25 protein-coding genes are annotated in these 20,319 nt (G+C 35.3%); 12 read left to right on the forward strand and 13 right to left on the reverse strand.

Annotated elements, in window-relative coordinates; genetic code table 11:
- Positions 1-40: 40 nt before the first annotated feature.
- Positions 41-583 carry a ribosome hibernation-promoting factor, HPF/YfiA family gene (gene hpf / locus CVO_RS07740; RefSeq protein WP_159571361.1) on the forward strand — a complete coding sequence of 181 codons (543 nt, stop codon included), beginning with the start codon at positions 41-43 and terminating at the stop codon, positions 581-583.
- Between the two features lie 57 nt (positions 584-640).
- On the opposite strand, the gene recG is transcribed toward hpf (CVO_RS07740), so the two are convergent.
- The 7 genes from recG to CVO_RS07775 form a co-directional block, all read right to left on the reverse strand.
- A complete protein-coding gene (gene recG / locus CVO_RS07745) occupies positions 641-2,437 on the reverse strand; it encodes an ATP-dependent DNA helicase RecG (protein ID WP_159571364.1) in 1,797 nt (598 codons plus the stop codon).
- Between the two features lie 120 nt (positions 2,438-2,557).
- The gene (locus tag CVO_RS07750) at positions 2,558-3,799 is read right to left on the reverse strand and encodes a M16 family metallopeptidase (protein ID WP_159572218.1); all 1,242 of its coding nucleotides are present in this window, start codon (positions 3,797-3,799) and stop codon (positions 2,558-2,560) included.
- A 49-nt stretch (positions 3,800-3,848) separates the two neighbouring features.
- Complete coding sequence (locus CVO_RS07755; RefSeq protein WP_152298755.1) at positions 3,849-4,898, reverse strand: dehypoxanthine futalosine cyclase; 1,050 nt, start codon at positions 4,896-4,898, stop codon at positions 3,849-3,851.
- Positions 4,899-4,901: 3 nt separating this feature from the next.
- The gene (gene nusB, locus CVO_RS07760; protein ID WP_152298754.1) at positions 4,902-5,300 is read right to left on the reverse strand and encodes a transcription antitermination factor NusB; all 399 of its coding nucleotides are present in this window, start codon (positions 5,298-5,300) and stop codon (positions 4,902-4,904) included.
- A 131-nt stretch (positions 5,301-5,431) separates the two neighbouring features.
- Positions 5,432-5,896, reverse strand: coding sequence for a 6,7-dimethyl-8-ribityllumazine synthase (gene ribH, locus CVO_RS07765; RefSeq protein ID WP_152298753.1), 465 nt, complete (start codon positions 5,894-5,896; stop codon positions 5,432-5,434).
- Complete coding sequence (kdsA, locus tag CVO_RS07770; protein WP_256365638.1) at positions 5,893-6,720, reverse strand: 3-deoxy-8-phosphooctulonate synthase; 828 nt, start codon at positions 6,718-6,720, stop codon at positions 5,893-5,895. Before kdsA ends, ribH begins: the two co-directional genes overlap by 4 nt.
- A 54-nt stretch (positions 6,721-6,774) precedes the next feature.
- Positions 6,775-7,662, reverse strand: coding sequence for a DMT family transporter (locus CVO_RS07775; protein WP_241690957.1), 888 nt, complete (start codon positions 7,660-7,662; stop codon positions 6,775-6,777).
- A gap of 71 nt (positions 7,663-7,733) precedes the next feature.
- On the opposite strand from CVO_RS07775, the gene CVO_RS07780 reads away from it, so the two are divergent.
- The 4 genes from CVO_RS07780 (at position 7,734) to CVO_RS07795 (ending at position 10,813) form a co-directional block, all read left to right on the forward strand.
- Positions 7,734-8,747 (forward strand): hypothetical protein, encoded by a 1,014-nt coding sequence (locus tag CVO_RS07780; RefSeq protein ID WP_159571374.1) that lies wholly within the window; start codon positions 7,734-7,736, stop codon positions 8,745-8,747.
- 90 nt (positions 8,748-8,837) lie between these two features.
- Positions 8,838-9,632, forward strand: coding sequence for a DUF3108 domain-containing protein (locus tag CVO_RS07785; protein ID WP_159571377.1), 795 nt, complete (start codon positions 8,838-8,840; stop codon positions 9,630-9,632).
- A gap of 55 nt (positions 9,633-9,687) precedes the next feature.
- The gene (locus tag CVO_RS07790; protein ID WP_159571380.1) at positions 9,688-10,440 is read left to right on the forward strand and encodes a DnaJ domain-containing protein; all 753 of its coding nucleotides are present in this window, start codon (positions 9,688-9,690) and stop codon (positions 10,438-10,440) included.
- A gap of 4 nt (positions 10,441-10,444) precedes the next feature.
- Positions 10,445-10,813, forward strand: coding sequence for a cytochrome C (locus CVO_RS07795; protein ID WP_241690958.1), 369 nt, complete (start codon positions 10,445-10,447; stop codon positions 10,811-10,813).
- On the opposite strand, the gene CVO_RS07800 is transcribed toward CVO_RS07795, so the two are convergent.
- Entirely contained in the window at positions 10,810-11,259 is a 450-nt protein-coding gene (locus CVO_RS07800; RefSeq protein ID WP_159571383.1) for a phosphoribosyltransferase, read from the reverse strand. The genes CVO_RS07795 and CVO_RS07800 overlap by 4 nt on opposite strands.
- Positions 11,260-11,373: 114 nt before the next feature.
- On the opposite strand from CVO_RS07800, the gene CVO_RS07805 reads away from it, so the two are divergent.
- Entirely contained in the window at positions 11,374-11,955 is a 582-nt protein-coding gene (locus CVO_RS07805; RefSeq protein ID WP_159571386.1) for an LPP20 family lipoprotein, read from the forward strand.
- Between the two features lie 114 nt (positions 11,956-12,069).
- Positions 12,070-13,548 (forward strand): ribosome biogenesis GTPase Der, encoded by a 1,479-nt coding sequence (gene der, locus CVO_RS07810; protein ID WP_159571389.1) that lies wholly within the window; start codon positions 12,070-12,072, stop codon positions 13,546-13,548.
- Between the two features lie 37 nt (positions 13,549-13,585).
- Here der and hemJ read toward each other — a convergent pair whose 3' ends face one another.
- The gene (gene hemJ / locus CVO_RS07815) at positions 13,586-14,032 is read right to left on the reverse strand and encodes a protoporphyrinogen oxidase HemJ (protein WP_152298744.1); all 447 of its coding nucleotides are present in this window, start codon (positions 14,030-14,032) and stop codon (positions 13,586-13,588) included.
- Positions 14,033-14,034: 2 nt separating this feature from the next.
- Positions 14,035-14,364 (reverse strand): ribosome hibernation-promoting factor, HPF/YfiA family, encoded by a 330-nt coding sequence (hpf, locus tag CVO_RS07820; RefSeq protein ID WP_152298743.1) that lies wholly within the window; start codon positions 14,362-14,364, stop codon positions 14,035-14,037.
- Between the two features lie 104 nt (positions 14,365-14,468).
- On the opposite strand from hpf (CVO_RS07820), the gene trpS reads away from it, so the two are divergent.
- Positions 14,469-15,434, forward strand: coding sequence for a tryptophan--tRNA ligase (gene trpS, locus CVO_RS07825; protein WP_152298742.1), 966 nt, complete (start codon positions 14,469-14,471; stop codon positions 15,432-15,434).
- On the opposite strand, the gene argF is transcribed toward trpS, so the two are convergent.
- Positions 15,424-16,353, reverse strand: coding sequence for an ornithine carbamoyltransferase (gene argF / locus CVO_RS07830; protein ID WP_152298741.1), 930 nt, complete (start codon positions 16,351-16,353; stop codon positions 15,424-15,426). The genes trpS and argF overlap by 11 nt on opposite strands.
- 99 nt (positions 16,354-16,452) lie before the next feature.
- A complete protein-coding gene (gene hemB / locus CVO_RS07835; protein ID WP_152298740.1) occupies positions 16,453-17,424 on the reverse strand; it encodes a porphobilinogen synthase in 972 nt (323 codons plus the stop codon).
- 69 nt (positions 17,425-17,493) lie between these two features.
- Between hemB and ribA the strand changes: the two genes are divergently transcribed.
- The 4 genes from ribA to CVO_RS07855 are packed head-to-tail and all read left to right on the forward strand — an operon-like array spanning position 17,494 to position 19,269.
- On the forward strand, positions 17,494-18,057 hold the full coding sequence (gene ribA, locus CVO_RS07840) for a GTP cyclohydrolase II (RefSeq protein ID WP_152298739.1): 564 nt from the start codon (positions 17,494-17,496) through the stop codon (positions 18,055-18,057).
- 14 nt (positions 18,058-18,071) lie between these two features.
- A complete protein-coding gene (gene rsmG, locus CVO_RS07845; RefSeq protein ID WP_159571392.1) occupies positions 18,072-18,653 on the forward strand; it encodes a 16S rRNA (guanine(527)-N(7))-methyltransferase RsmG in 582 nt (193 codons plus the stop codon).
- Positions 18,650-18,880: a PP0621 family protein gene (locus CVO_RS07850; RefSeq protein ID WP_152298737.1), complete on the forward strand. Its 231-nt coding sequence runs from the start codon at positions 18,650-18,652 to the stop codon at positions 18,878-18,880. Before rsmG ends, CVO_RS07850 begins: the two co-directional genes overlap by 4 nt.
- Positions 18,877-19,269 carry a hypothetical protein gene (locus CVO_RS07855; protein WP_152298736.1) on the forward strand — a complete coding sequence of 131 codons (393 nt, stop codon included), beginning with the start codon at positions 18,877-18,879 and terminating at the stop codon, positions 19,267-19,269. The genes CVO_RS07850 and CVO_RS07855 overlap by 4 nt, the downstream gene beginning before the upstream one ends.
- Positions 19,270-19,284: 15 nt before the next feature.
- On the opposite strand, the gene CVO_RS07860 is transcribed toward CVO_RS07855, so the two are convergent.
- Positions 19,285-20,304: an alanine racemase gene (locus CVO_RS07860; RefSeq protein WP_152298735.1), complete on the reverse strand. Its 1,020-nt coding sequence runs from the start codon at positions 20,302-20,304 to the stop codon at positions 19,285-19,287.
- Between the last annotated feature and the right edge of the window lie 15 nt (positions 20,305-20,319).

Consider the following 20,319-nt stretch of genomic DNA (forward strand, 5'->3'; position numbering starts at 1 on the left):
ATGCTATAATAATCGTTATTTAGAAACTAAAGGATTTACCATGAATATATCATTAACCGGAAGACATGTAGAACTTACGGAGCCTATTAAAGCCTATATGAATACTTCTATTAACACTCTTAGCAAATACAATATGGACATTATATCTGTAAATCTTATTGCATCAAGCCAGACAAAAAAGGGCAAACCTCTCTCTGTTGTAGAGTTTGTTATCAACCTGGCACATAAAAACTCTATAGTTATCAAGCAGAGTGACCAAGATCTTTATGCTGCTATCGATTTGGCTGCAGAGAGAGCACAAAAAGCGATGCGCCGTATACATGATAAAGAAAACACACATCATAAAGATGGTATAAATGAAGCAAAAAATGAAGCAAATAAAGCTATAGATTTACATGAAGCAGATGAAGCTATGGAGGATGAAATCATCCCCGTTGAGCTTACTCTTTATAAACCAAGAGAAGTCGAAGATGTTTTAAATGATCTCAAAGATAGCAACAAAATGTTCGAAATCTTTTTGGACAACGAAAATAAAACACGCGTTCTCTACAAAAGAAGCGATGGAAGATTCGGTTTATATTAATAGACTTTTTTCTTCTAGCACGGATTTTTATCCGTGCTGAAAATCCTACAAAGTTATTTAACTTAAAAAACAATCTTTTTTTACGCTTTTTACTATATCTTCATCTTCTGCTAAATCAATCCACTTAAACTGACTTCCGCTTTGATTGTGCCCTTTTAGCAGATCGCCGCTTTTTCTATACTTCAAATCAAGATTTGCGATATCAAATCCGCTTATTGTTTTCGTAAACCTCTCCAATCGTTCAGATTCACTCTTGTTCGTATATAAAAAACAGTAGCCTTTAAGACCCGTACGGCTGACACGACCTCGCAACTGATGCAGCGTGGAGAGTCCCAATCTCTCTGCACCGACAACGACCACTGTGCTGAGTCGCGGCAAAGAGATGCCAACCTCAACCACAGTTGTAGCTATCAAAATATCACCTTTTTTGCTAAATTCTAGCAAAACTTCCTCTTTATCTCTGTCTTTTCCATGGGTAACATAAACATTTTCAAATCTATTTTCCCAGTACCCTCTTGCTTCATCTATGCTTTGATACTCTAAAACCTCACTCTGTTCAACAAGCGGATAGACAAGCAAGATTTGGTTCCCGTAATCTATCTCGCTCTTTATATGTTCTAAAAGCTCTTTAAAATCTTTTTTATGTATAACCTTGCTAGTGATATCTTTTTTAAAAGGTGTGGAAGTTATAAGCGAAACATCTATATGGGCAGTCTCTATCATCGCCTGCGTTCTGGGTATGGGCGTTGCAGAAAACTGCAAAAAATGCGGTTTTTTATCTCCTATATTTACCAATTTTTCCAACATATTTCTCTGAGCCGTTCCAAAGCGATGCTGTTCATCCACCATAACAAGTGAAGCTTGGGGAAGTTCTCTGTAAAGCAGAGCATGCGTACCTATAATAAAATCATACGCATCCAAACTTATTTTTTTACTTTTGTTTGTAACCAAAGCTATTTTTACATCCGGGAGGTATTTAACCGCTTCATTGTAAAGCTGATTTGCCAAAATTGTTGTCGGTGCCATAAGAATAGAGCGCTGTGGAAGCATCATAACACAAGAGGCAAGTATCACCATTGTTTTTCCGCTTCCAACATCTCCTACTATCATTCGTTTTGCAGATATATTGCTTAAGAGATCTTTTTTTATATCCTCTATAGCATTTATCTGCTCATATGTTAGTTTAAACGGCAATCTTTCTGCCCACTTCTTATAATCTTGACATGTAGAGGTTATGGACTTAAAGTATCTTCTTTTGTGAGAGAGCTGTTTCATATAGGTGAAGAGTTCTACATACTTAAGAGCATTAAGTGTTTTAGATTCTAATTTTTTCAGATTTACTGGCTCTTGAGCTGGAAAATGGATCTTTAAGAGCTCTTCAGCCACCTCCTCTTTTAAACCCTCTGAAAGTAAATTTTCTTTTGTTAGAAACATTTGAACAAAACGAAGCATAACATCTGTTCTAAGCTGCGTTTTATATCTTGGTGTTATTTTGCCTACATTTGTAACTTTTTTGGGCATACTCATACTGCAAAAACCGCTTTTGCACTCAATCATTCCATAGTAGTAATCCCTCTCTCCTACATTAAACTGATGAATCATATAGGGTTTTGGACGAAAAAGCACACCTGTTATGGCATGTCCGAAATTATGGGCATAAAATGTAATCTGAAGAGAGTTTGGAGATTTGTAAACAGACTCGACAGTGGCATCGATTAACTGCATAACATGTGTTTGAAGTTTGTTATGAAGCCTCAAGTCCTCATAAGCAGAGGGAACAATAAGAGCAAGCTCAGAGTAGCTGCCGATACCCAATTTTTTAAACTTCTCTTCCTGCTCTTTAGTTATGTCCATTTTAAGTCCTTAGTATTTAATACTATCTGTTTTTATGAACTTTGTGGTGAAATATTGCAAAATGCAATATTTTTTATAAAAATTTCGTTTTTTGAAAAAAACTAGCGCTTTCTAAAGAAGCTAGCGCTTTGTAACGATTGCAAAACTCATATCTAAGATCTCTTTATGAGATTTGATAAACTCATTTAGATCATCTAGTTTTAGTTTTTCGATTTTTTCTAACTCTTTAAGAGAGTTTCCAAGCTCTTGTCCATTGTAAAACTCCATAAATGTTCTATGAAGTCTTTGACTCATTGTCTCCACTCTTAGAGGCTCGCTTCCAAGCAAAAACTTTTTAGTCTGCTCAAGTTCTTCTTCTGTTACACCCTCTTTTACAAAATCTGCAACAATCTTTTTCACTGTTGCTTTGGCATCTTCAAGAGACTCTAACTTTGTTTGAAGATATCCGCTCATATAAGAGCTTGATTTGCTTACCTGAAGCCTTGCATATGCTGAATAGGCAAGCCCTTTTTTCACTCTGATCTCTTCCATAAGTCTTGAGCCAAAACCGCCTGCACCCAGGATAAAAGTAGCAACTCTTGCTTTGTAATAATCCTCGGAATTTACACTTATGTCATATGGTGAACCAAAGTATATATACGCCTGCTGTGTCTCTTTTTTTACAATTTTTTCTTTTACTTCTTTAGAAACTTCATACTTTTTTACACTACTTGCTTCACCTTTTGGCATTGATGCTATGATTTTTGAAATTTTATCTTTTAACTCTTTTATATCTACATCGCCGCCAACAGCAACAATGAGTTTTGAGCGTACCAGGTTTTTATCCAAAAAATCTTGAACATCATTTAAATCGATACTCTTTACACTCTCTACAGTTCCAGATGAAGGATTTGCAAGTACGCTTCCTTCAAAAAGAAGTGCTTTTAACTCATTTGAAGCCACATAGTCAAAATCATTCTCTTTTCTCGCAAGATTGCCAAGAGTAGTTGTTTTTACTTTTTTAACTGCTTCTTGCGTAAGGTTTGGATCTTTTAAAAGCAGTTCAAAATATTTCAAACCCTCATCAAGCTCCTCTTTTAAACATCCAAGTTCTATTACAAATGTCTCTTTTCCTGTTGAAGCCGATATATGAATAGCTCTGCTCTCTAATTTCTCTGCAAACGCACTTGAACCAAGTTCTTTGGTTCCTTCGTTCATGATTTTTGCACTAAATTTAGCCAAACCTGCTTTTGTAGTATCAGCAATACTTCCGCTGTTTTGAAAAATAAACTGCATTGTCACCAGAGGCAATCTTTTGTCCTCTTCAAAAACAATAGGTACATTTATATCTTTTATGTTTAACTCTTCTACTGTCGCTGCCATCATTATATTTCCTAAAATTAATAATAATAAAATTGTTTTTTTTATCATTTTATGCAAATTTCTCTAAAATTTCGTATGCTGTATTTCGCACAGCCGGGATTTCACCTACATCTCTTATAAGATGCACCATCTCTTCTTTCGCCATTTTGTAAGCCGCTCCCGCGCTGCTTACAACATTTTCTTCCATCATGGTAGAACCCAAATCATTTGCTCCGAACATAAGAGCCATCTGACCAATGTATGGTCCCTGCGTCACCCATGAACTTTGAATATTTGGCACATTATCCAAATAGAGTCTTGCCACAGCTAGAAGTCTTAGGTAACGGTTTGATGAAGGCTTTTGCATATCTGGAAAAAGTCTAAGAAGCTCTGTGTTTTCACTTTGAAAACTCCACATAATAAAAGCGCGAAAACCGCCCGTCTCATCCTGAAGCTTTCGTATCATGTCAAAATGTTCCACAATATCTTCATCGCTCTCAATAGTTCCGTACATCATGGTAGCCGTCGACATTATGCCGAGTTTATGCGCTTTTCTGTGGATATCTATCCATACATCAGAGTCGATTTTTTTGGGAGCGATAATATCTCTTACCTTATCAGATAGTATCTCCGCCCCTGCTCCGGGAATAGAAGCCAAACCTTTTGCATGAAGTCTCTCTAACACCTCTTCAACACTAATGCGTGAAACTTTGGCGATATAATCAATCTCGATGGAGCTAAAGCCGTGGATGGTAATTGTGGGATATTTTGTATGGATATGCTCTACCAAATCTTCGTACCACTCGATCTTTAGTTTTGGATGCACGCCGCCTTGAAAAAGTATCTGTGTTCCGCCGATTTCAAGCAGCTCGTCTATCTTCGCATCTATCTCGTCAAAAGTGAGCACATAAGCATCCGCATCTTTTTCATGTCTGTAAAATGCACAAAATTTGCAATCCACCCAGCAGATGTTTGTATAGTTGATATTTCTATCAACCACAAATGTAGTGACATTATCCGGATGCAACTCTTTTTTACGAGCCGTCGCCATCCGTCCAAGCTCTTTTAAATCTGCATTTTTTATAAGGTAAAGCGCTTCTTCTTTTGTTAATCTTTTCATTTTTTATTTATCTTTAGAAATTGCGTCTAACACACCGTTTATAAACTTCGGCGACTGCTCAGTACCAAATGCTTTTGTGATCTCAACCGCTTCGTTTATAACCACGGCGGAATCAAGATCTCCATAAAGTATCTCATAGGTTGCAAGTCTAAGAGTTGCTCTCTCGATAGCTCCAAGTCTCTCAAAATCCCAATCTTTAAGATGTTTGACTATCGCTTCATCAACTGAAGCAATATTGCTCATAACACCTTCATAAAGAGTCAATGCAAAATCTTTTTGTTTATTGCGGATTTTTTTCTCTTCTAAAATCTCATCCGTATGTTCTGCAATATTTCCGTTACCCAAATCAAATGCGTACAACAGGCTTACAACTGCCATTCTGGCTTGATGTCTAGTGGCCATCATTTTTCCTTATTTTATTTCGTAAAAATGAAGGGAGCCCTTCATTTATTTATCACGGTATCGGAAGTAATTCCGCTACCTACGCTAACGCTAAGTTTCCTTCGGCAGGAAGCCCGCGACACCAGTGTCTTTTATAAATTCTCATAAAGATCAATCATTTCAATAACAACTGTCATCGCTTCAAAACCTTTATTGCCGGCTTTTGTGCCTGCTCTCTCTATGGCCTGCTCAATCGTATCGGTTGTTAAAAGTCCAAATGAGACCGGTTTTTTATGTTTTAAACTCACAGTCGCTATCCCTTTTGTAGCCTCAGCTGAGACATAATCAAAGTGAGGAGTTGAACCGCGGATTACTGCACCCAAAGCACATACGGCATCATACTTTCCGCTTGAGAGCAATTGATCAATTACCATTGGAAGCTCAAATGCTCCCGGAGCTAAAACATGCGTAAGGTCGGCATCATCTCCGCCATGTCTTGCAAAAGCATCCTTTGCACCCTCTACAAGTCTATCTACTATAAAGTGATTCCATCTCGTACTTACTATCGCTATTTTTTTGCCGTTGACTACTTTTAATTTGCCTTCGATTAAATTCATCTATTTATTTCCTCTATCTTTTTAATTTTATTTATTAGAGCTTCTAACTCATCTAACTTTATCATATTTGGTCCGTCACTTAGAGCAATTGAGGGGTCAAAGTGTGTCTCAAAAAAGAAACCGTCCACGCCTACTGCTGCAGCCGCACTTGCCAGGTAAGGCACCATCGTTCTGTCCCCACCTGTTTTTCCGCCGAGTGCACCCGGAGCTTGAACAGAGTGCGTAGCGTCAAAAATAGTCGGTGCAAACTCTCTCATAATAACCAATGAGCGCATATCTACAACAATATTTCCATAACCAAAAGATGAACCTCTTTCACAAAGATAAACGCCGTGCTTTTTAGAAGCTTCATAACTCACCTCATCACAACCACGCGTTTTAAGCACTTTGGCAACAGAGTATTTCATGTCCGGCGGATTGATAAACTGCCCCTTTTTGATATTTATCTCTTTGTCCGTTTTTGCGCATGCAACCAAAAGGTCGGTTTGACGGCATAAAAATGCGGGAATCTGAAGCATATCCACAACTTCGGCAGCTGCGGGAACTTGATATGATTCATGAACATCCGTTACGACTTTATATCCAAAATCGTCTTTCACTTTTTGCAAGATTCTAAGCCCCTCTTGCATCCCAAGTCCGCGAAAACTATCAAGTGATGTTCTGTTTGCTTTATCAAAACTGGATTTGAAATAAAAATCAATAGTATTGTCGTTTTGATACACTTCTAAAGCTTTAGCGATTTTAAAAATATTTGCTTCACTCTCTATAACACAAGGTCCGGCGAGTAGTTTCATATATTTACCTTTTGAAAAATAGGTAGTGATTATAGCATAATGCTTTTAAATACGAAGTTAACAAACACACAACAAAAATTTCAGTTACTTTGCCTTAGCGACCATTATACCGGCACTTACAATCAACACTATTCCGCATGTTGTTATAAACCCCGGAAGAGAATCACCGAGCAAAGTACCAACTAAAATAGCAAAAACTATATTTGTGTAACTTACAGCCCCCACAATTCCCGCTTTTGTTTCACCGTAAGCTTTTGTCATATAGTACTGAGAGAGTGTTCCCAAAACACCTATTCCCACCACATAAATCCAGGTAATTTTATCTGGAAAGACAAACTCTCCCATCATAAAATCAAGCTCTGGAAGATAAAAATATTTTGACAGGATAAAAAGGATAATCGGACCAATTGTTCCCACAAAGGTAAAAGAGAGGACTATCGCCCTTGTATCATAGTAGTTTCTAAGTTCTCTTACCGAAGTGTAAGCAAGTGCGGCTCCGACTCCGCTAAAAATTCCAAGCAGATCATATTTTGTAAATGCAATTCCGCTTGGCTGTGTTATAAGCAAAATCCCTCCAAAACCGATAAATACGGCAATCCATGCACTTAAAGAGAGTTTTTCTTTTAAAAAAGCCCATGCAAAAATGGCTGTAAAAATAGGTGCCGTCTTTGAGAATGTAACAGCATCTCCAAGCGGAATATTGGCAATATTGTAAAAATAAGCAAGAAGTGCCAAAAAACCCATCAAACCTCTAAAAAAAAGCAATAAAGGTTTTCCGCCTTTATGTTTCATAGGGGTTTTGTATAAGGTATAGCCTATTAAAACAACACCGAAAATATTTCTAAAAAATACAATCTCCAAAGAGCTTATACTCTCACTTGCAAGTTTTACAAATGCACCCATAATTGCGAATAAAAATGATGCTAAAAGCATATATTTTACACCGCTGTTTAATTCTTTTATCCATTTCATAAACGAAAGTATACACATCTTCTTTTAAATTAAAAGAAGCTATAATCAACAACATAAGCGGAGGGTGTATTATGTCATTTCGTGTTATTACTCTTTTATTTTATCTATTTTGCGCACTAAATGCAGCTGCAGATACTAACACGACTACTCAAACTTTTTCTCAATATATTGATGAAAAACACAAAAATTTTTCAAAATATATTGTTGAATTATTTAAAAGTGTAGATCAGAGTATAAGTGAATGGGTTGATACTCCAGATGTAAACACTACCTCAGAAAATGGAACAAAAGATTCAATTGATAAATTTTTTAAAGATGAAAAATTTATACAAGAGACTGAAGAGAGTTATCTTCTTATTCGTCTAGGTTCTAATTATCAATCAAAAGAGTCAACTGATTTTAAGTACAGGATAAGAGCACAAATACCTCTAAGCAAAAGCAAAAAAAACTTTCAACTTTTTGTTAATGATATTGAAAAAAACTATTTTGATGATACCGCTTATACAAAACAAGAGAGTGAAAAAAACACTTATGTGGGAGTTAATTATTTTGCACCTTTGTATAAAGATATTAAATCAAAATACTCCGTAGGCATTAGAAGTTTATCACTTTATGCAAGAGCTAGATACAGCAAAGACTATACAGCAGGAAAATGGCTGATTCAGCCTTCTCAGGAGTTTAAATATTCAACAAAATATGACTGGAGCGAAGAAACCGAACTCTATATTGACAGAATATTAACAGAAAATTCTCTCTTTAGAACAAGACTGCACCGAAAAACGCAAGCTCATATAGAGGGTTTTGACTATTCAGTTGCATTCTCTTACTATTTAACACTCTCTAAAAGAAAAGGATTTAATTTTACACAGCAGTTTTGGGGCAACTCTAAATATGTTTGCGATGCTGCACCGGAACCATTTAACGGCATAAGCAACTACTCAAGTTTTATATCTTGGCGTCAAAATATTTATCGTAAATGGATCTCTTATGAAATTAGACCGGGTATCAGTTTTCATAGAGAGTATGATTATGAACCAAACTATATATTTAGTCTATATTTTGATTTTTATTTTGGAAATATTTAAAAAAATATAAAAAAAATCGATTTTACTATAATCTCATATTATAATTAAATACAAATTTAGATATAATGTTTATTAAAAAAGAGGTATATATTGAAATATTTTTTAATACTGCTTATATCAATAAGTTCTTTATTTGCACAAAGTCTATCAACTCGTTACGATGTTGATGTAAGTCTCTTTGGCAATGTTGGTTATGCTGATATAACACTTAAAGAAGATGACAAAAACTATGAAATCAAGCTTGTGGCAACTACAGTAGGAGTTGCAGCAACACTTCTGCAAAATAGAGTTGAAACCTTTACAAGCAAAGGAAAAATTATAGGTGGCAGATACATTCCGGATATTTTTATAAAAACAAAAGAGACAATAAAAAAAACAAGAGTTCAAACATACTATTTTGACCATGAAAAAAAAGAGATTAAACTAATAGAAGAGAAAACAAAATTGGTAAACGAAATGAATTTTGACCCTGCAACTTTTAAAGTCACTTCAAAAGAGGTAGAAAAAAAATCAAAAAAAGAGACTACTCTTGATAAATACAAAGAGAATGATGTACTAAGCTCTTATCTAAATACAAAAAACAACTGTAATGCCAAACAAAAAACATATAAACTGTTTGCCGTGGGCGCGCATAACGATAAAAATGATGTTTTAGTATCTTATCTGGAGGATTTAGAAAGAGAGAGTGCAGTAGCAAACTTTTCTGAGGGCATTGCAAATATATACAATTTACATGTAGCTCCGCTAGATAAAGATGAGAGCGTCGTCGATGTTCTTGTTGCATTTGATAATGACGGATTTTTAAAAGAGGCTCTGCTTGGTGAAATATTTTGGGTCGGAAAGATTACGGCAAAAAGAGTTTATCATAAGGTTGCATGCAACTAAGTGTTTCGCTATTAACTACTCTCTTCTATAATTACAAAATTAACAAAGGATATATATGGGAAATTTACTACTTCTTGCCGCTATAGGCGCATTTTTTTACTGGATATTTAAAAGCTACGCAAAATATACAACTTATTCAAAAGAGGCTTTTAAAAATTTTTCAGTGTCCAAAGAGTCTCTTCAAAAAAGTGAGCTCGGTCTTTTTATTGCGCTTGTAGCAAAGGTTGCAAAAGCTGACGGAAGAGTCGATGCTTTAGAAGCAGAGCTCGTAGGAATAATGTTTGATGATATCTCAGCGGTTTTTCCTGAGCCGCACAAAACAAAAGAAATACTAAAAGAGATCTTTAATGAGCATAAAAATAGATCTCACGACTTAAGAGAAATTGCCTTGACATTGGGCAATGCAATAAAAAGAGATAAAAACAAACAGCATCAATTTATGGGCTTTTTAATTCAGCTTGCATTTATTGATGGCGAAGTCAGCAAAAGCGAAGAGGAGGTTTTAGCCTCTATCGCAGAAGCATTGAGATTTGACCCTAACGCTTATCACGCCATATTTGACAAATTTGAAAAAATGGTACACAACATTAAACCAAAAGCAGATATAAATGATGCATATAAAATTCTAGGCGTAAATGAAAACGACGATATGAATACAATCAAAAAAGCGTATAGAAAACTCATTAGAGAGTATCATCCTGATATCATAAAATCTCAAGGAAAAGATGATGCCTACATGCAAGAAGCAACCGCTAAAACGCAGGAGATAAATCAAGCTTACGAGATGATAAAAGCACATAGAAAGTAATGATATGAAGCCGATATTTTTAACGATTATAATATCACTTTTTTCTCTCTCTTACGCGCTCGAGATGGGTTCACTTCTGTTTAACGGAAACTGCATAACCTGCCACCATCCTACAAAAACAATCTCTGCTCCAGCAGTAGTAGAATTTAAAGAGAGATATATGAACGCATTTAGAGACAAAGATGAGTTTGTCTCCTATATGGCGACATGGGTAGAGCATCCAAAAGCAGAAACTTCTCTTATGCATGATGCAATTGAAAAACATGAACTTATGCCTGAACTTGGATTTGACAAAGAGATGTTAAAAATCATTTGCGAATATATATATGAGACTGATTTTACAAAAAAAGATGTTGAATACTGGAGGGATTAAGTTTTTTTTATAAAATCCCTCTCCCAAAAAAAATCAATCCAGTCATCTGCTTCATTGATCCAAAAGTGCGGTTCATATACAGATGTTTTTTTATAAAAAAGAGTTGCTGATTTAAACTCTATACTCTTATGTTTATTTTCCAAATAGTGCATAACAGCCTTAAGTGTATCACCGCTGTCAGATATATCATCTACAACCAAAACCTTTTTTACATCTCTAAATTCACATGTGGCAAAAATATTTAACTGCTCTCTTTTTAAAGTTTTATCATAAAGCTCTGTTCTTATGCTTTGTACATGGCGTATTGCCAAGCCTTCTGAGATGGCATGTGAAAGAGTTAAACCACCTCTTGCGACTGCTACTATGGCTTCAAATTGTAAATCTCTTACTTTTTCTATAAGAGTGAGTGTATCAATTCTAAAATTTTCATAACTATAATATTTCATAGCTTTATTATACAATTTAAAACTTTTTAATTTCTATTAAATTATTTTTTTTCAGTAAATATCATTTAAGATGAAAGTCGCTACAATGATTTTAGAAAAAAAAGGAGATCTGACATGATCAAAACCATTTCATCAGTTATAATGGCAGGAATATTTTTTGTTGCAATTACAGGTTGTAGCAGCAAAAATGCTAAAGTAGAAAAACGCAGTGTGGATTATGCTTGTATACAAGAGAATGTGTCTGCACCTTCATGGACTTGTGTTCCCGAAGCGGATGGTTCATATGCAGGTGTAGGTATAGCTGAAAAAAGTGTTGCGGGAATGGATCATATGAGAAGAGTAGCTCTTGCCAACGGCCGTTCTGATTTAGCACATCAGATAGAGTCTCAAGTTAAAGATAAAATCACTATTTATACCGGGACTACAGGTGCAAACGAAAGCGAAACAGTTGATAAGGCGATAGAAACTATAACCAAACAGGTTGCAAAAGTTAATTTAATAGGTTCTAAAGCTGTTGATATGTGGACTGCTCCATCAGGTGCTATTTATGTTCTAGTAGCCGTTTCACAAAAAGCTGCAAATGAGCAGATTCAAAACAATATAAAAACAAGTTTTAAAAATGATCAGGCTCTTTGGCAGCAGTTTAAAGCTAAAAATGCTTTAGAAGATCTTGAAAAAGAGTTTTTGACTGAATAAAACTTTTTTTTATTTCAACTCTCTCTTTTGAGAGAATTTCTTTAAACAATTTATAATCACCTCTTATTTCGATATAATTCCAAACAAACTACAAATTTTATTTAGGCTACAAATATGAAAAAAATCGCCATTATCGGTCGTCCAAATGTTGGAAAGAGTTCACTCTTTAACAGATTAGTTAAAAAGAGAGATGCTATTACATCTGAGCAGGCAGGGACAACAAGAGATGTAAAAAGACGGCATGTTACTATCATAAACAAACAGGCGCTATTATTAGATACAGGCGGACTTGACAAAGGGTGTGAACTTTTTGACAAGATAAAAGAGAAATCCCTTGAAGCTGCAAAAAAAGCAGATATTATCCTATATATGGTTGATGGAAAAAGCATTCCTGAAGAGGAAGATAAAAAACTTTTTTATGAACTTCAAACATTAGGAAAAGATGTAGCTCTGGTTGTAAATAAAATTGACAATGACAAAATGAAAGAGAATCTTTGGGATTACTATGAATTTGGAACAGATGCTATCTTTGGCATATCTGTGGCACATAACAGAAGTATAGTTGCGCTTCTTGACTGGGTATATGAAAAAATTCCTGATTCTGACACTATAAAAGATGAAGATGATGAAGATGATGTAAATATTATCGAAGAGGATGATGAAGACGAGTTCGATTTTAACGAACAAAACGAAGAAGAAGAGGATGACAATTTCTTTTACACAGATATAAATGAAGAGGAGTTTGAAGATGACTCCATATTTGCTCAAAACGACAAGATAAAAGAGTTTGATGAAAATGATATAAATCATATAAAGATCTCTATTATCGGTCGTACAAATGTTGGAAAAAGCTCACTCCTAAATGCTCTTCTAGGTGAAGAGCGCTCAGTTGTAAGCAGTGTGGCAGGAACTACAATTGATCCTATTGATGAGAGTATTGAGTACAAAGAAAAGCAGCTTACCTTTGTCGATACTGCCGGATTAAGAAGACGCGGTAAAATTCTCGGAATTGAAAAGTTTGCTCTTATGAGAACAAAAGAGATGCTTGAAAACTCAAATATGGCGCTTGTAGTTCTTGATGCAAGTGAACCTTTTTTAGATTTAGATGAAAAAATTGCCGGTCTTGTTGACAGCAACCGCCTTGCCTGCATTATTGTTTTAAACAAATGGGACATTGCTAAAAGAGAAGATTATGACAAAATTATAGAGGAAGTAAGAGACAGATTTAAATTTTTAGCTTATGCGCCTATCATCACCCTCTCTGCAAAATCACATAAAAGAGTTGATAAGCTCTATGATATGATTTTAGAGATCAATGAAAACTACTCTCAGCGTATACCGACATCAAAACTTAACGAAGTTTTGGAAAAAGCCATGAGAAAACACCATCTTCCATCCATGCATGGTCAAATTATTAAAATATACTATGCAACACAATATGAGACGAGACCGCCAAAGATCGCTATCGTTATGAATAAACCAAGAGGTTTGCATTTTACATATAGAAGATATTTGACAAATAAACTAAGAGAAGCTTTCAACTTTACAGGAACACCTGTTCTTTTTAAAGCGAAAAAACGCGGAGAGAAGTAAAAATCAAACGGAATTAACTCCGTTTGACACTCTATAATTAAAACGGTTTAATAATTACCATTGCAACTATCACAAGAAGAAGAAGCGTTGGAACTTCATTGTAAGCCCTAAAAAACTTTCCGCTCTTCTTGCATTCATCATTTAAAAACTTTATTCTAAAATATCCCAAAGAGAAAAAATATGCAATTAAAATAAGAACAAAAAGTATCTTAGCATGCATCCAACCACCTGTTGACATAATATTTACTCCGCCATAATGCGAAGTAGATAAAAATATCATTGCAACACCGCTTATAACAGTTGCCCACATTGCAGGAATACCGATATATTTATATATTTTCATCTCCATAACTTTTACAACTTTTACAAATCCCTCATTCTCAGCATTTTCTGCATGATATACAAAAAGTCGCGGCATATAAAAGAGAACCGCATACCATGAGATAAAAGAGAGGATATGAAACCAAATTATCCAGTTATACATAACTACTCTTCTACTATTTCCATATCTTTTATAGAAGCTGCTTTATGAGAAACAATTTTGTCATGAAGACGACGAAGCGCTTTTGTAGCTCTGTCAATAGCTAAATCTATGGCAGCATCCAAATCATCATCACTCTGGCTTATAACTACAGGTTGTGCATGCGCCACATGAATATCAAATTCAACTGAAACACCTTTTTTTTCCGCTCTAACATAAACATTTACACTTGTAATATCTAATGCATATTTTTTAAAACTATCAATAGCTGCTTCAATATGAGCTCTTCTGCTTTCATGTAATGTTATATCTTTTGCATGAATTTGTACATTCATAATAAATCCTTTTATACCTCTATAATAAGTTAAATCATAGCGAAATAAAGTTAAAGAATGTATAATGTCATAACTAAAATTTAGAAATTTTTGGAGTTATATAAATGAGAGTTTTAACAGGTATTCAGCCATCTGGAGATTTACATATCGGAAACTATTTCGGCTCAATAAAACAGATGGTAGAAGCACAGTCACAAAATCAAACTTTTGCTTTTATTGCAAACTATCATGCCATGACAAGTGTCAATGACGGCAAACGCCTTGGTGAACTTACCATGCAGTGTGCTACAGACTTTTTAGCGCTTGGAATTGATCCTGAGAAATCAGTTTTCTGGGTACAGTCAGATGTAAAAGAGGTTCTTGAACTCTACTGGACTTTATCATCATTTACACCTATGGGACTTTTAGAGCGTGCTCACAGCTACAAAGACAAAACCGCCAAAGGATTTGCAACAAACCACTCTCTTTTTTCATATCCTGTTTTAATGGCGGCTGACATTTTGCTTTTTAACTCCAATGTCGTCCCTGTAGGAAAAGATCAGATTCAACATGTAGAAATTGCAAGAGATATCGCCATCAAATTTAACAACCAATATGGAGATATTTTAACGATTCCTGAATTTAAAGTTCAAGAAGAGGTTGCAACAGTTCCGGGAATAGACGGACAAAAAATGTCTAAGAGTTACGGAAATATCGTCAATATTTTTGGAGATGAGAAGAGTCAGCTAAAGACAATCAAAAAAATTGTAACTGAAAATGTTTCTGTAGAAGAGCCAAAAGAGTACGAAACATGCAATGTTTACAATATGGCAAAACTTTTTTTAGAGGGTGACAATCTAAAAGCACTTCAAGAGAGATATAGAAGAGGCGGTGAGGGACACGGACACTTTAAGATCTATCTTGCGGAAGTTATGTGGGAGTATTTTAGAGAGTATAGAGAGAAAAGAGAGTATTTCGAAAAGCACCAAAATGAGGTAAGAGAAATTTTAAAAAATGGAGCAGACAAAGCAAGAGAGATTGCAATGCCGACCATTGAAAAGATAAGAAGCGTAAGCGGAATCAGCTATTAAAATTTTGTTTCTTTAGCCAGACCATCAGCCCTTTTTGGGCATGAAGTCTGTTTTCTGCCTCACTAAAGATGATATCAGAGTGTTTTTCAAAAAGCTCTTCGCTAACTTCCAAACCTCTATAAGCTGGCAGACAGTGTAAAAATTTCGCATCTTTTTGAGCCAGTGACATCATCTCATCATCAACCATAAAGCCTTTAAAAGTTTTTATACGCTCCTCTTTTTCATCCTCCTGCCCCATAGAAACCCATGTATCAGTTGTTACAACACTAGCGCCTTTTACCGCTTCTTTTGGGTCATTCATAATTTTTATAACTGCTTTGCTCTCTTTTGCAATTTTTTGCGCATCATCAAGTATCTTTGCATCAACTTCATACCCTTTTGGAGTAGCAATACGAAGCTCAAAACCAAGTTTTGCAGCAAGCATCATCCATGAATGCGTCATATTATTGCCATCCCCCACATAAGCTGCAATAATATTTTTATCCATACCATGTTCAACCAAAGTCATATAATCCGCCAAAAGCTGAACCGGATGATATGAATCTGTAAGTCCGTTGATTACCGGAACTCTCGAGTAAGAGGCAAACTCCTCTATCATAGAGTGCTCAAATGTTCGTATCATAACCATATCGCACATACTTGAAATCACGCGGGCAGTATCTTTTACAGGCTCTCCGCGACCCAGATGAATATCACGATTTGAGAGAAAAAGAGCATGTCCTCCAAGTTGAAACATTCCAGTCTCAAAACTAACACGCGTTCTTGTCGAGCTCTTTTCAAATATCATCGCAAGCGTTTGGTTTTTTAACTCTTGATTGTAAATATTTGCTTTTAAATTCTTTTTAATGCTAAGTCCGGTGTCAATAATCTCTAAAATTTCTTCTTTTGTAAAATCTTTCAGTGTTAAAAAGTGTCTCAAAATTTTCCCCAAAAATTCAAATAAGCTCTTAGTTTATACTAAATTTTCTTTTAGATTGCTTCTAAGAGCTTTTATCAGCATCTTAACAAACGCAAAAGATTACTTTTGTAACATTTTTGCAACCTCTTTTGCATGGTAAGAGATAATAATATCCGCACCTGCTCTTTTAAAAGCAATCATTGTCTCCATTACAACTCTATCATAATCGATTAGATTATTCATCCCTGCCATCTTAAGCATTGCATACTCGCCGCTTACATTATATACCGCCATTGGAAGCGAAGTGTTCTCCTTTATCTCTCTGACAATATCAAGATATGCAAGAGCCGGTTTTACCATTAAAATATCAGCACCCTGAAGTTCATCAGAAATGCTCTCAGCAATAGCTTCTCTTCTGTTTGCAGGGTCCATTTGGTATGATGCTCTGTCGCCAAAACTCGGTGTTGACTCTGCCACATCACGAAACGGTCCATAGTATCCTGAAGCAAATTTTGTTGAGTAGCTCATAATAGGAAGATTGACATATCCTGCACCATCAAGCGCATCTCTTAATGTTTCAATTATCCCATCCATCATGCCTGAAGGTGCTATCATATCTGCTCCCGCCTTTGCATGAACTATGGCTTGTTTAGCAGATATTTTAAGTGTGGCGTCATTGTCTACAGTTTGATGCTCTTCATCAATAATTCCACAGTGTCCATGATCAGTATATTCACAAAAACAGAGATCCGTTACTACGAACATATCCGGATGCGCCTCTTTTATAGCACGAATTGCTTTGGCAATTATGCCGTGTTCGCACAAAGAGTCTGAGCCTATAGAGTCTTTTACATCAGGAATTCCAAAAAGTATAATTGCATAAATACCGAGTTTTTTAAGCTCTTCACACTCTTTTATCACCTCATCTATACTCATCTGAAAAACACCCGGCATTGATGCTACTTCTGTTTTAATTCCCTCTCCGGAGCGTACAAAAAGAGGATATATAAAATCTTCTACACCTACTTTTGTCTCACGGACAAGTGAGCGAAGATGGGCATTTAAGCGAGTTCTACGAAATCTTTGAAACATTGTTAAACCTTTTTAGCTATAATTTTAAAAAATATTTTACCTTTTTAAAGTTAAAGTTAGGAAAAATAATTGAACATAGAAATTTCTGAAATAGCAAATTTACCATCAAGATTTGGCGATTTCAAAGTCAAAGCTTTTAAAGAAGGGTGCAAAGAGCATCTGGTCATATTTAAAAAAAATTTAGATGAAACTCCGATAGTCAGAGTCCATTCAGAGTGTCTGACAGGTGATGCAATAGGAAGCTTAAAGTGTGACTGCAGAGATCAGTTAGAGCATGCGTTAAAATTGGCATCTAAAACAAACGGCATGGTTATATACTTAAGGCAAGAGGGCAGAAACATAGGTTTGCTTAACAAGATAAACGCATATGCTCTTCAAGACAAAGGTTTTAACACAGTAGAAGCAAATCACCAGCTTGGATTTGCAGCAGATGAGAGAACATATGAGATTGTGATTTTTATACTTAATCACTTCAATATAAACAAGATAAAACTTCTTACAAACAACCCAAGAAAGATAGAGTCTTTAGAGGGGATTGAAATTGTAGAGCGCATTCCTATTATTATGAAATCAAATCCGCATAATGAAGCTTATTTAAATGTTAAAAAAGATGAGATGGGGCACCTGCTTTAAAAAAGGATATATACTTGAACTTAAAAACTGAGCTTCTTGAAGAGAAGTTAAAGCTGCCTGATGATTTTTTTCATAATATTCAAAAATATAAAGAGCATCTTTTTAAATGGAATAAAATCCACAATTTAACAGGTGCAAAAGATGAAAAAACCGTAGATGAATTTATTTACGATGCTGTTTTCCCTATAAGCTTTCTGCCAAAATGTAAAAATCTTTTAGATATCGGTACAGGTGCAGGATTTCCGGGTCTAATTTTAGCAATGGGGCTTCCTGAGACACAGATAACACTTGTTGAGCCGATTGCAAAAAGGGCAAGCTTTTTACAGTTTATAAAAGCCGACTTGGAACTGGAAAATGTAAAAGTTGTAAAAATGCGTGTTGAAGAGATGCAGAGCGAAATTTTTGAGATTGTTACATCCAGAGCCGTAACTGAAACAGATATGCTTTTAAAATTAAGCGAAAATTTTAGAGACAAGCACTCAAAACTTCTTTTTTATAAAGGAGAGAGAGTTTACGATGAAGTTACACCCGGATTGAAACACAAAGTTATAAAAACTAAAAATAGACACTATTTGCTTATTGGAGAAGATATATGATACTAAAAATTTTATTGGTAGCGGGTGTTATTGCTATTATCTATTTTATGTTTATAAAGAAAAAGCCGGCTGTACAAAACTCCAACAAAGAGAAAAAGAGAGATGAGATTGATAGTAGCGACATGGTAGAGTGCTCTACATGTGGCATCTACTGTGAAATTGATGATGCAATTTTGAGCAATGGAAAGTATTACTGTTCAAAAGAGTGCATAGAGAAAGCAAAATGATATTTTTCGGTCATAGATTTTTAAAAAATGAAAATTTTTATCATGTGTCTGATATTGCCTCCATATCAAACACTCCGCCATCTTCAACCCTCTTTATAGAGTTTAATGAAAAAAATCTAGATATCATAAATCATGCGATTTCAAACTCTGTTAAAGTTGCTTTGTATGTAAAAAACATTACAGAGATTTTATATGCTTCATCTCTGGGCGCATCATATATTATTGTTGATAAAAAGCTTGCCAAGAGTGCGCAAAACTTAGCAGAGAACTATCTTTTTGATGCAAAGATTTTGACTCTTATCGAAGAGGAGAATGAAATAGAAGAGCTCGCGATTCTGGGTATTGACGGCGTTATTTTTTCAGCTGCAGTTGTAAAAATAAGCTCTTAATTTTACAAAAAGCTGCTATAGCACCTCTCTTTTAATAGAGGGTTTTAGAGATGCTAAAAGTTCATAACTTATAGTTTTGGCATACTTTGACGCAACTCTGGCATCGTCAAAAACCAAAATAGTCTTCTCATTGCTTAAAAATGAGCTGTTATCCATAGAGATTCTGCCGAGGAGTTCTATACCCTGTGGAGTTTTATAACCATTTTCTGCACAAACTCTTAAAAATCCGTCACCGTAACCAACATCATAGTTACCAACAACACACTCTTTTACAATCTCTCCGTCACCGCCGTAACCGACTCTATCACCCCTGTTTAACTTTCTTGATGAGATTTTTTTTGCAAAAAGAGACAAAATAGGCTTAAAGCCCTCAACATGAAGAGCTTTTGGAAGTTCCATACATCCATAAGCAGCAATGCCCACTCTTGCCATATCTTCATCAAAATCCGATTCCCTAAAGAGTGCGGCAGAGTTTGATGAGTGAAACCGAAGTGCATCAAAACCAAACTCTTTTGCCAATAAGGCAGCTTTTTGCTTTGCTATTTTAAAATTCTCTTTTTGCCAAAACCATTCGCTTGTAAGCTCATCCGCACTTCTGTGATGTGTAAAGAGAGCCTCCAAAAAAAGTTTTGCCTCTTTGATTTTTAAAAATGCACTCTCTATCTCATCTATAGCTATGCCGTTTCGGTGCATTCCCGAATCAATTTTCAACTCCACTTTCGTACCTTGAGGAAACTTCTCTATGCTGTTTATATCATTGATTGTATATCTTACTTTATCACTTTTAAAAGTTGGTATCTCACCTAAAACCAAGATATAATCAAAAAACCTCTCTACACTTTGTGCCTCTTTGCATGAACAAACAACTGCTTTTTTGATACCATACTCTTGTGCCATGGAAGCTGTCTCCAAAATGCCATGCCCATATGCGTTGTCTTTTAAAACAAGAGCAATTTTATCTACACTTTTGGTACGATTTGCAATAATGTCGAGATTATTAAAAAAATTGTTTTTATTTAAAGTTATGTAAGCCATAAAGGAATTATATCA

It is taken from the genome of Sulfurimonas sp. CVO (assembly GCF_009883775.1).
Classification (GTDB): domain Bacteria; phylum Campylobacterota; class Campylobacteria; order Campylobacterales; family Sulfurimonadaceae; genus Sulfurimonas; species Sulfurimonas xiamenensis.

Bases quoted from the DNA above. Each gene is read 5' to 3' on its own strand.
- hemB (WP_152298740.1), bottom strand. From the start codon at position 17,424: ATGTTTCAAAGATTTCGTAGAACTCGCTTAAATGCCCATCTTCGCTCA.
- CVO_RS07855 (WP_152298736.1), top strand. From the start codon at position 18,877: ATGATATTTTTCGGTCATAGATTTTTAAAAAATGAAAATTTTTATCAT.
- CVO_RS07790 (WP_159571380.1), top strand. From the start codon at position 9,688: ATGGGAAATTTACTACTTCTTGCCGCTATAGGCGCATTTTTTTACTGG.
- recG (WP_159571364.1), bottom strand. From the start codon at position 2,437: ATGGACATAACTAAAGAGCAGGAAGAGAAGTTTAAAAAATTGGGTATC.
- CVO_RS07850 (WP_152298737.1), top strand. From the start codon at position 18,650: ATGATACTAAAAATTTTATTGGTAGCGGGTGTTATTGCTATTATCTAT.
- CVO_RS07750 (WP_159572218.1), bottom strand. From the start codon at position 3,799: ATGGCAGCGACAGTAGAAGAGTTAAACATAAAAGATATAAATGTACCT.
- trpS (WP_152298742.1), top strand. From the start codon at position 14,469: ATGAGAGTTTTAACAGGTATTCAGCCATCTGGAGATTTACATATCGGA.
- CVO_RS07800 (WP_159571383.1), bottom strand. From the start codon at position 11,259: ATGAAATATTATAGTTATGAAAATTTTAGAATTGATACACTCACTCTT.
- nusB (WP_152298754.1), bottom strand. From the start codon at position 5,300: ATGGCCACTAGACATCAAGCCAGAATGGCAGTTGTAAGCCTGTTGTAC.
- ribH (WP_152298753.1), bottom strand. From the start codon at position 5,896: ATGAATTTAATCGAAGGCAAATTAAAAGTAGTCAACGGCAAAAAAATA.
- CVO_RS07805 (WP_159571386.1), top strand. From the start codon at position 11,374: ATGATCAAAACCATTTCATCAGTTATAATGGCAGGAATATTTTTTGTT.
- hemJ (WP_152298744.1), bottom strand. From the start codon at position 14,032: ATGTATAACTGGATAATTTGGTTTCATATCCTCTCTTTTATCTCATGG.
- der (WP_159571389.1), top strand. From the start codon at position 12,070: ATGAAAAAAATCGCCATTATCGGTCGTCCAAATGTTGGAAAGAGTTCA.
- hpf (WP_159571361.1), top strand. From the start codon at position 41: ATGAATATATCATTAACCGGAAGACATGTAGAACTTACGGAGCCTATT.
- CVO_RS07860 (WP_152298735.1), bottom strand. From the start codon at position 20,304: ATGGCTTACATAACTTTAAATAAAAACAATTTTTTTAATAATCTCGAC.
- CVO_RS07795 (WP_241690958.1), top strand. From the start codon at position 10,445: ATGAAGCCGATATTTTTAACGATTATAATATCACTTTTTTCTCTCTCT.
- CVO_RS07775 (WP_241690957.1), bottom strand. From the start codon at position 7,662: ATGAAATGGATAAAAGAATTAAACAGCGGTGTAAAATATATGCTTTTA.
- CVO_RS07780 (WP_159571374.1), top strand. From the start codon at position 7,734: ATGTCATTTCGTGTTATTACTCTTTTATTTTATCTATTTTGCGCACTA.
- CVO_RS07755 (WP_152298755.1), bottom strand. From the start codon at position 4,898: ATGAAAAGATTAACAAAAGAAGAAGCGCTTTACCTTATAAAAAATGCA.
- hpf (WP_152298743.1), bottom strand. From the start codon at position 14,364: ATGAATGTACAAATTCATGCAAAAGATATAACATTACATGAAAGCAGA.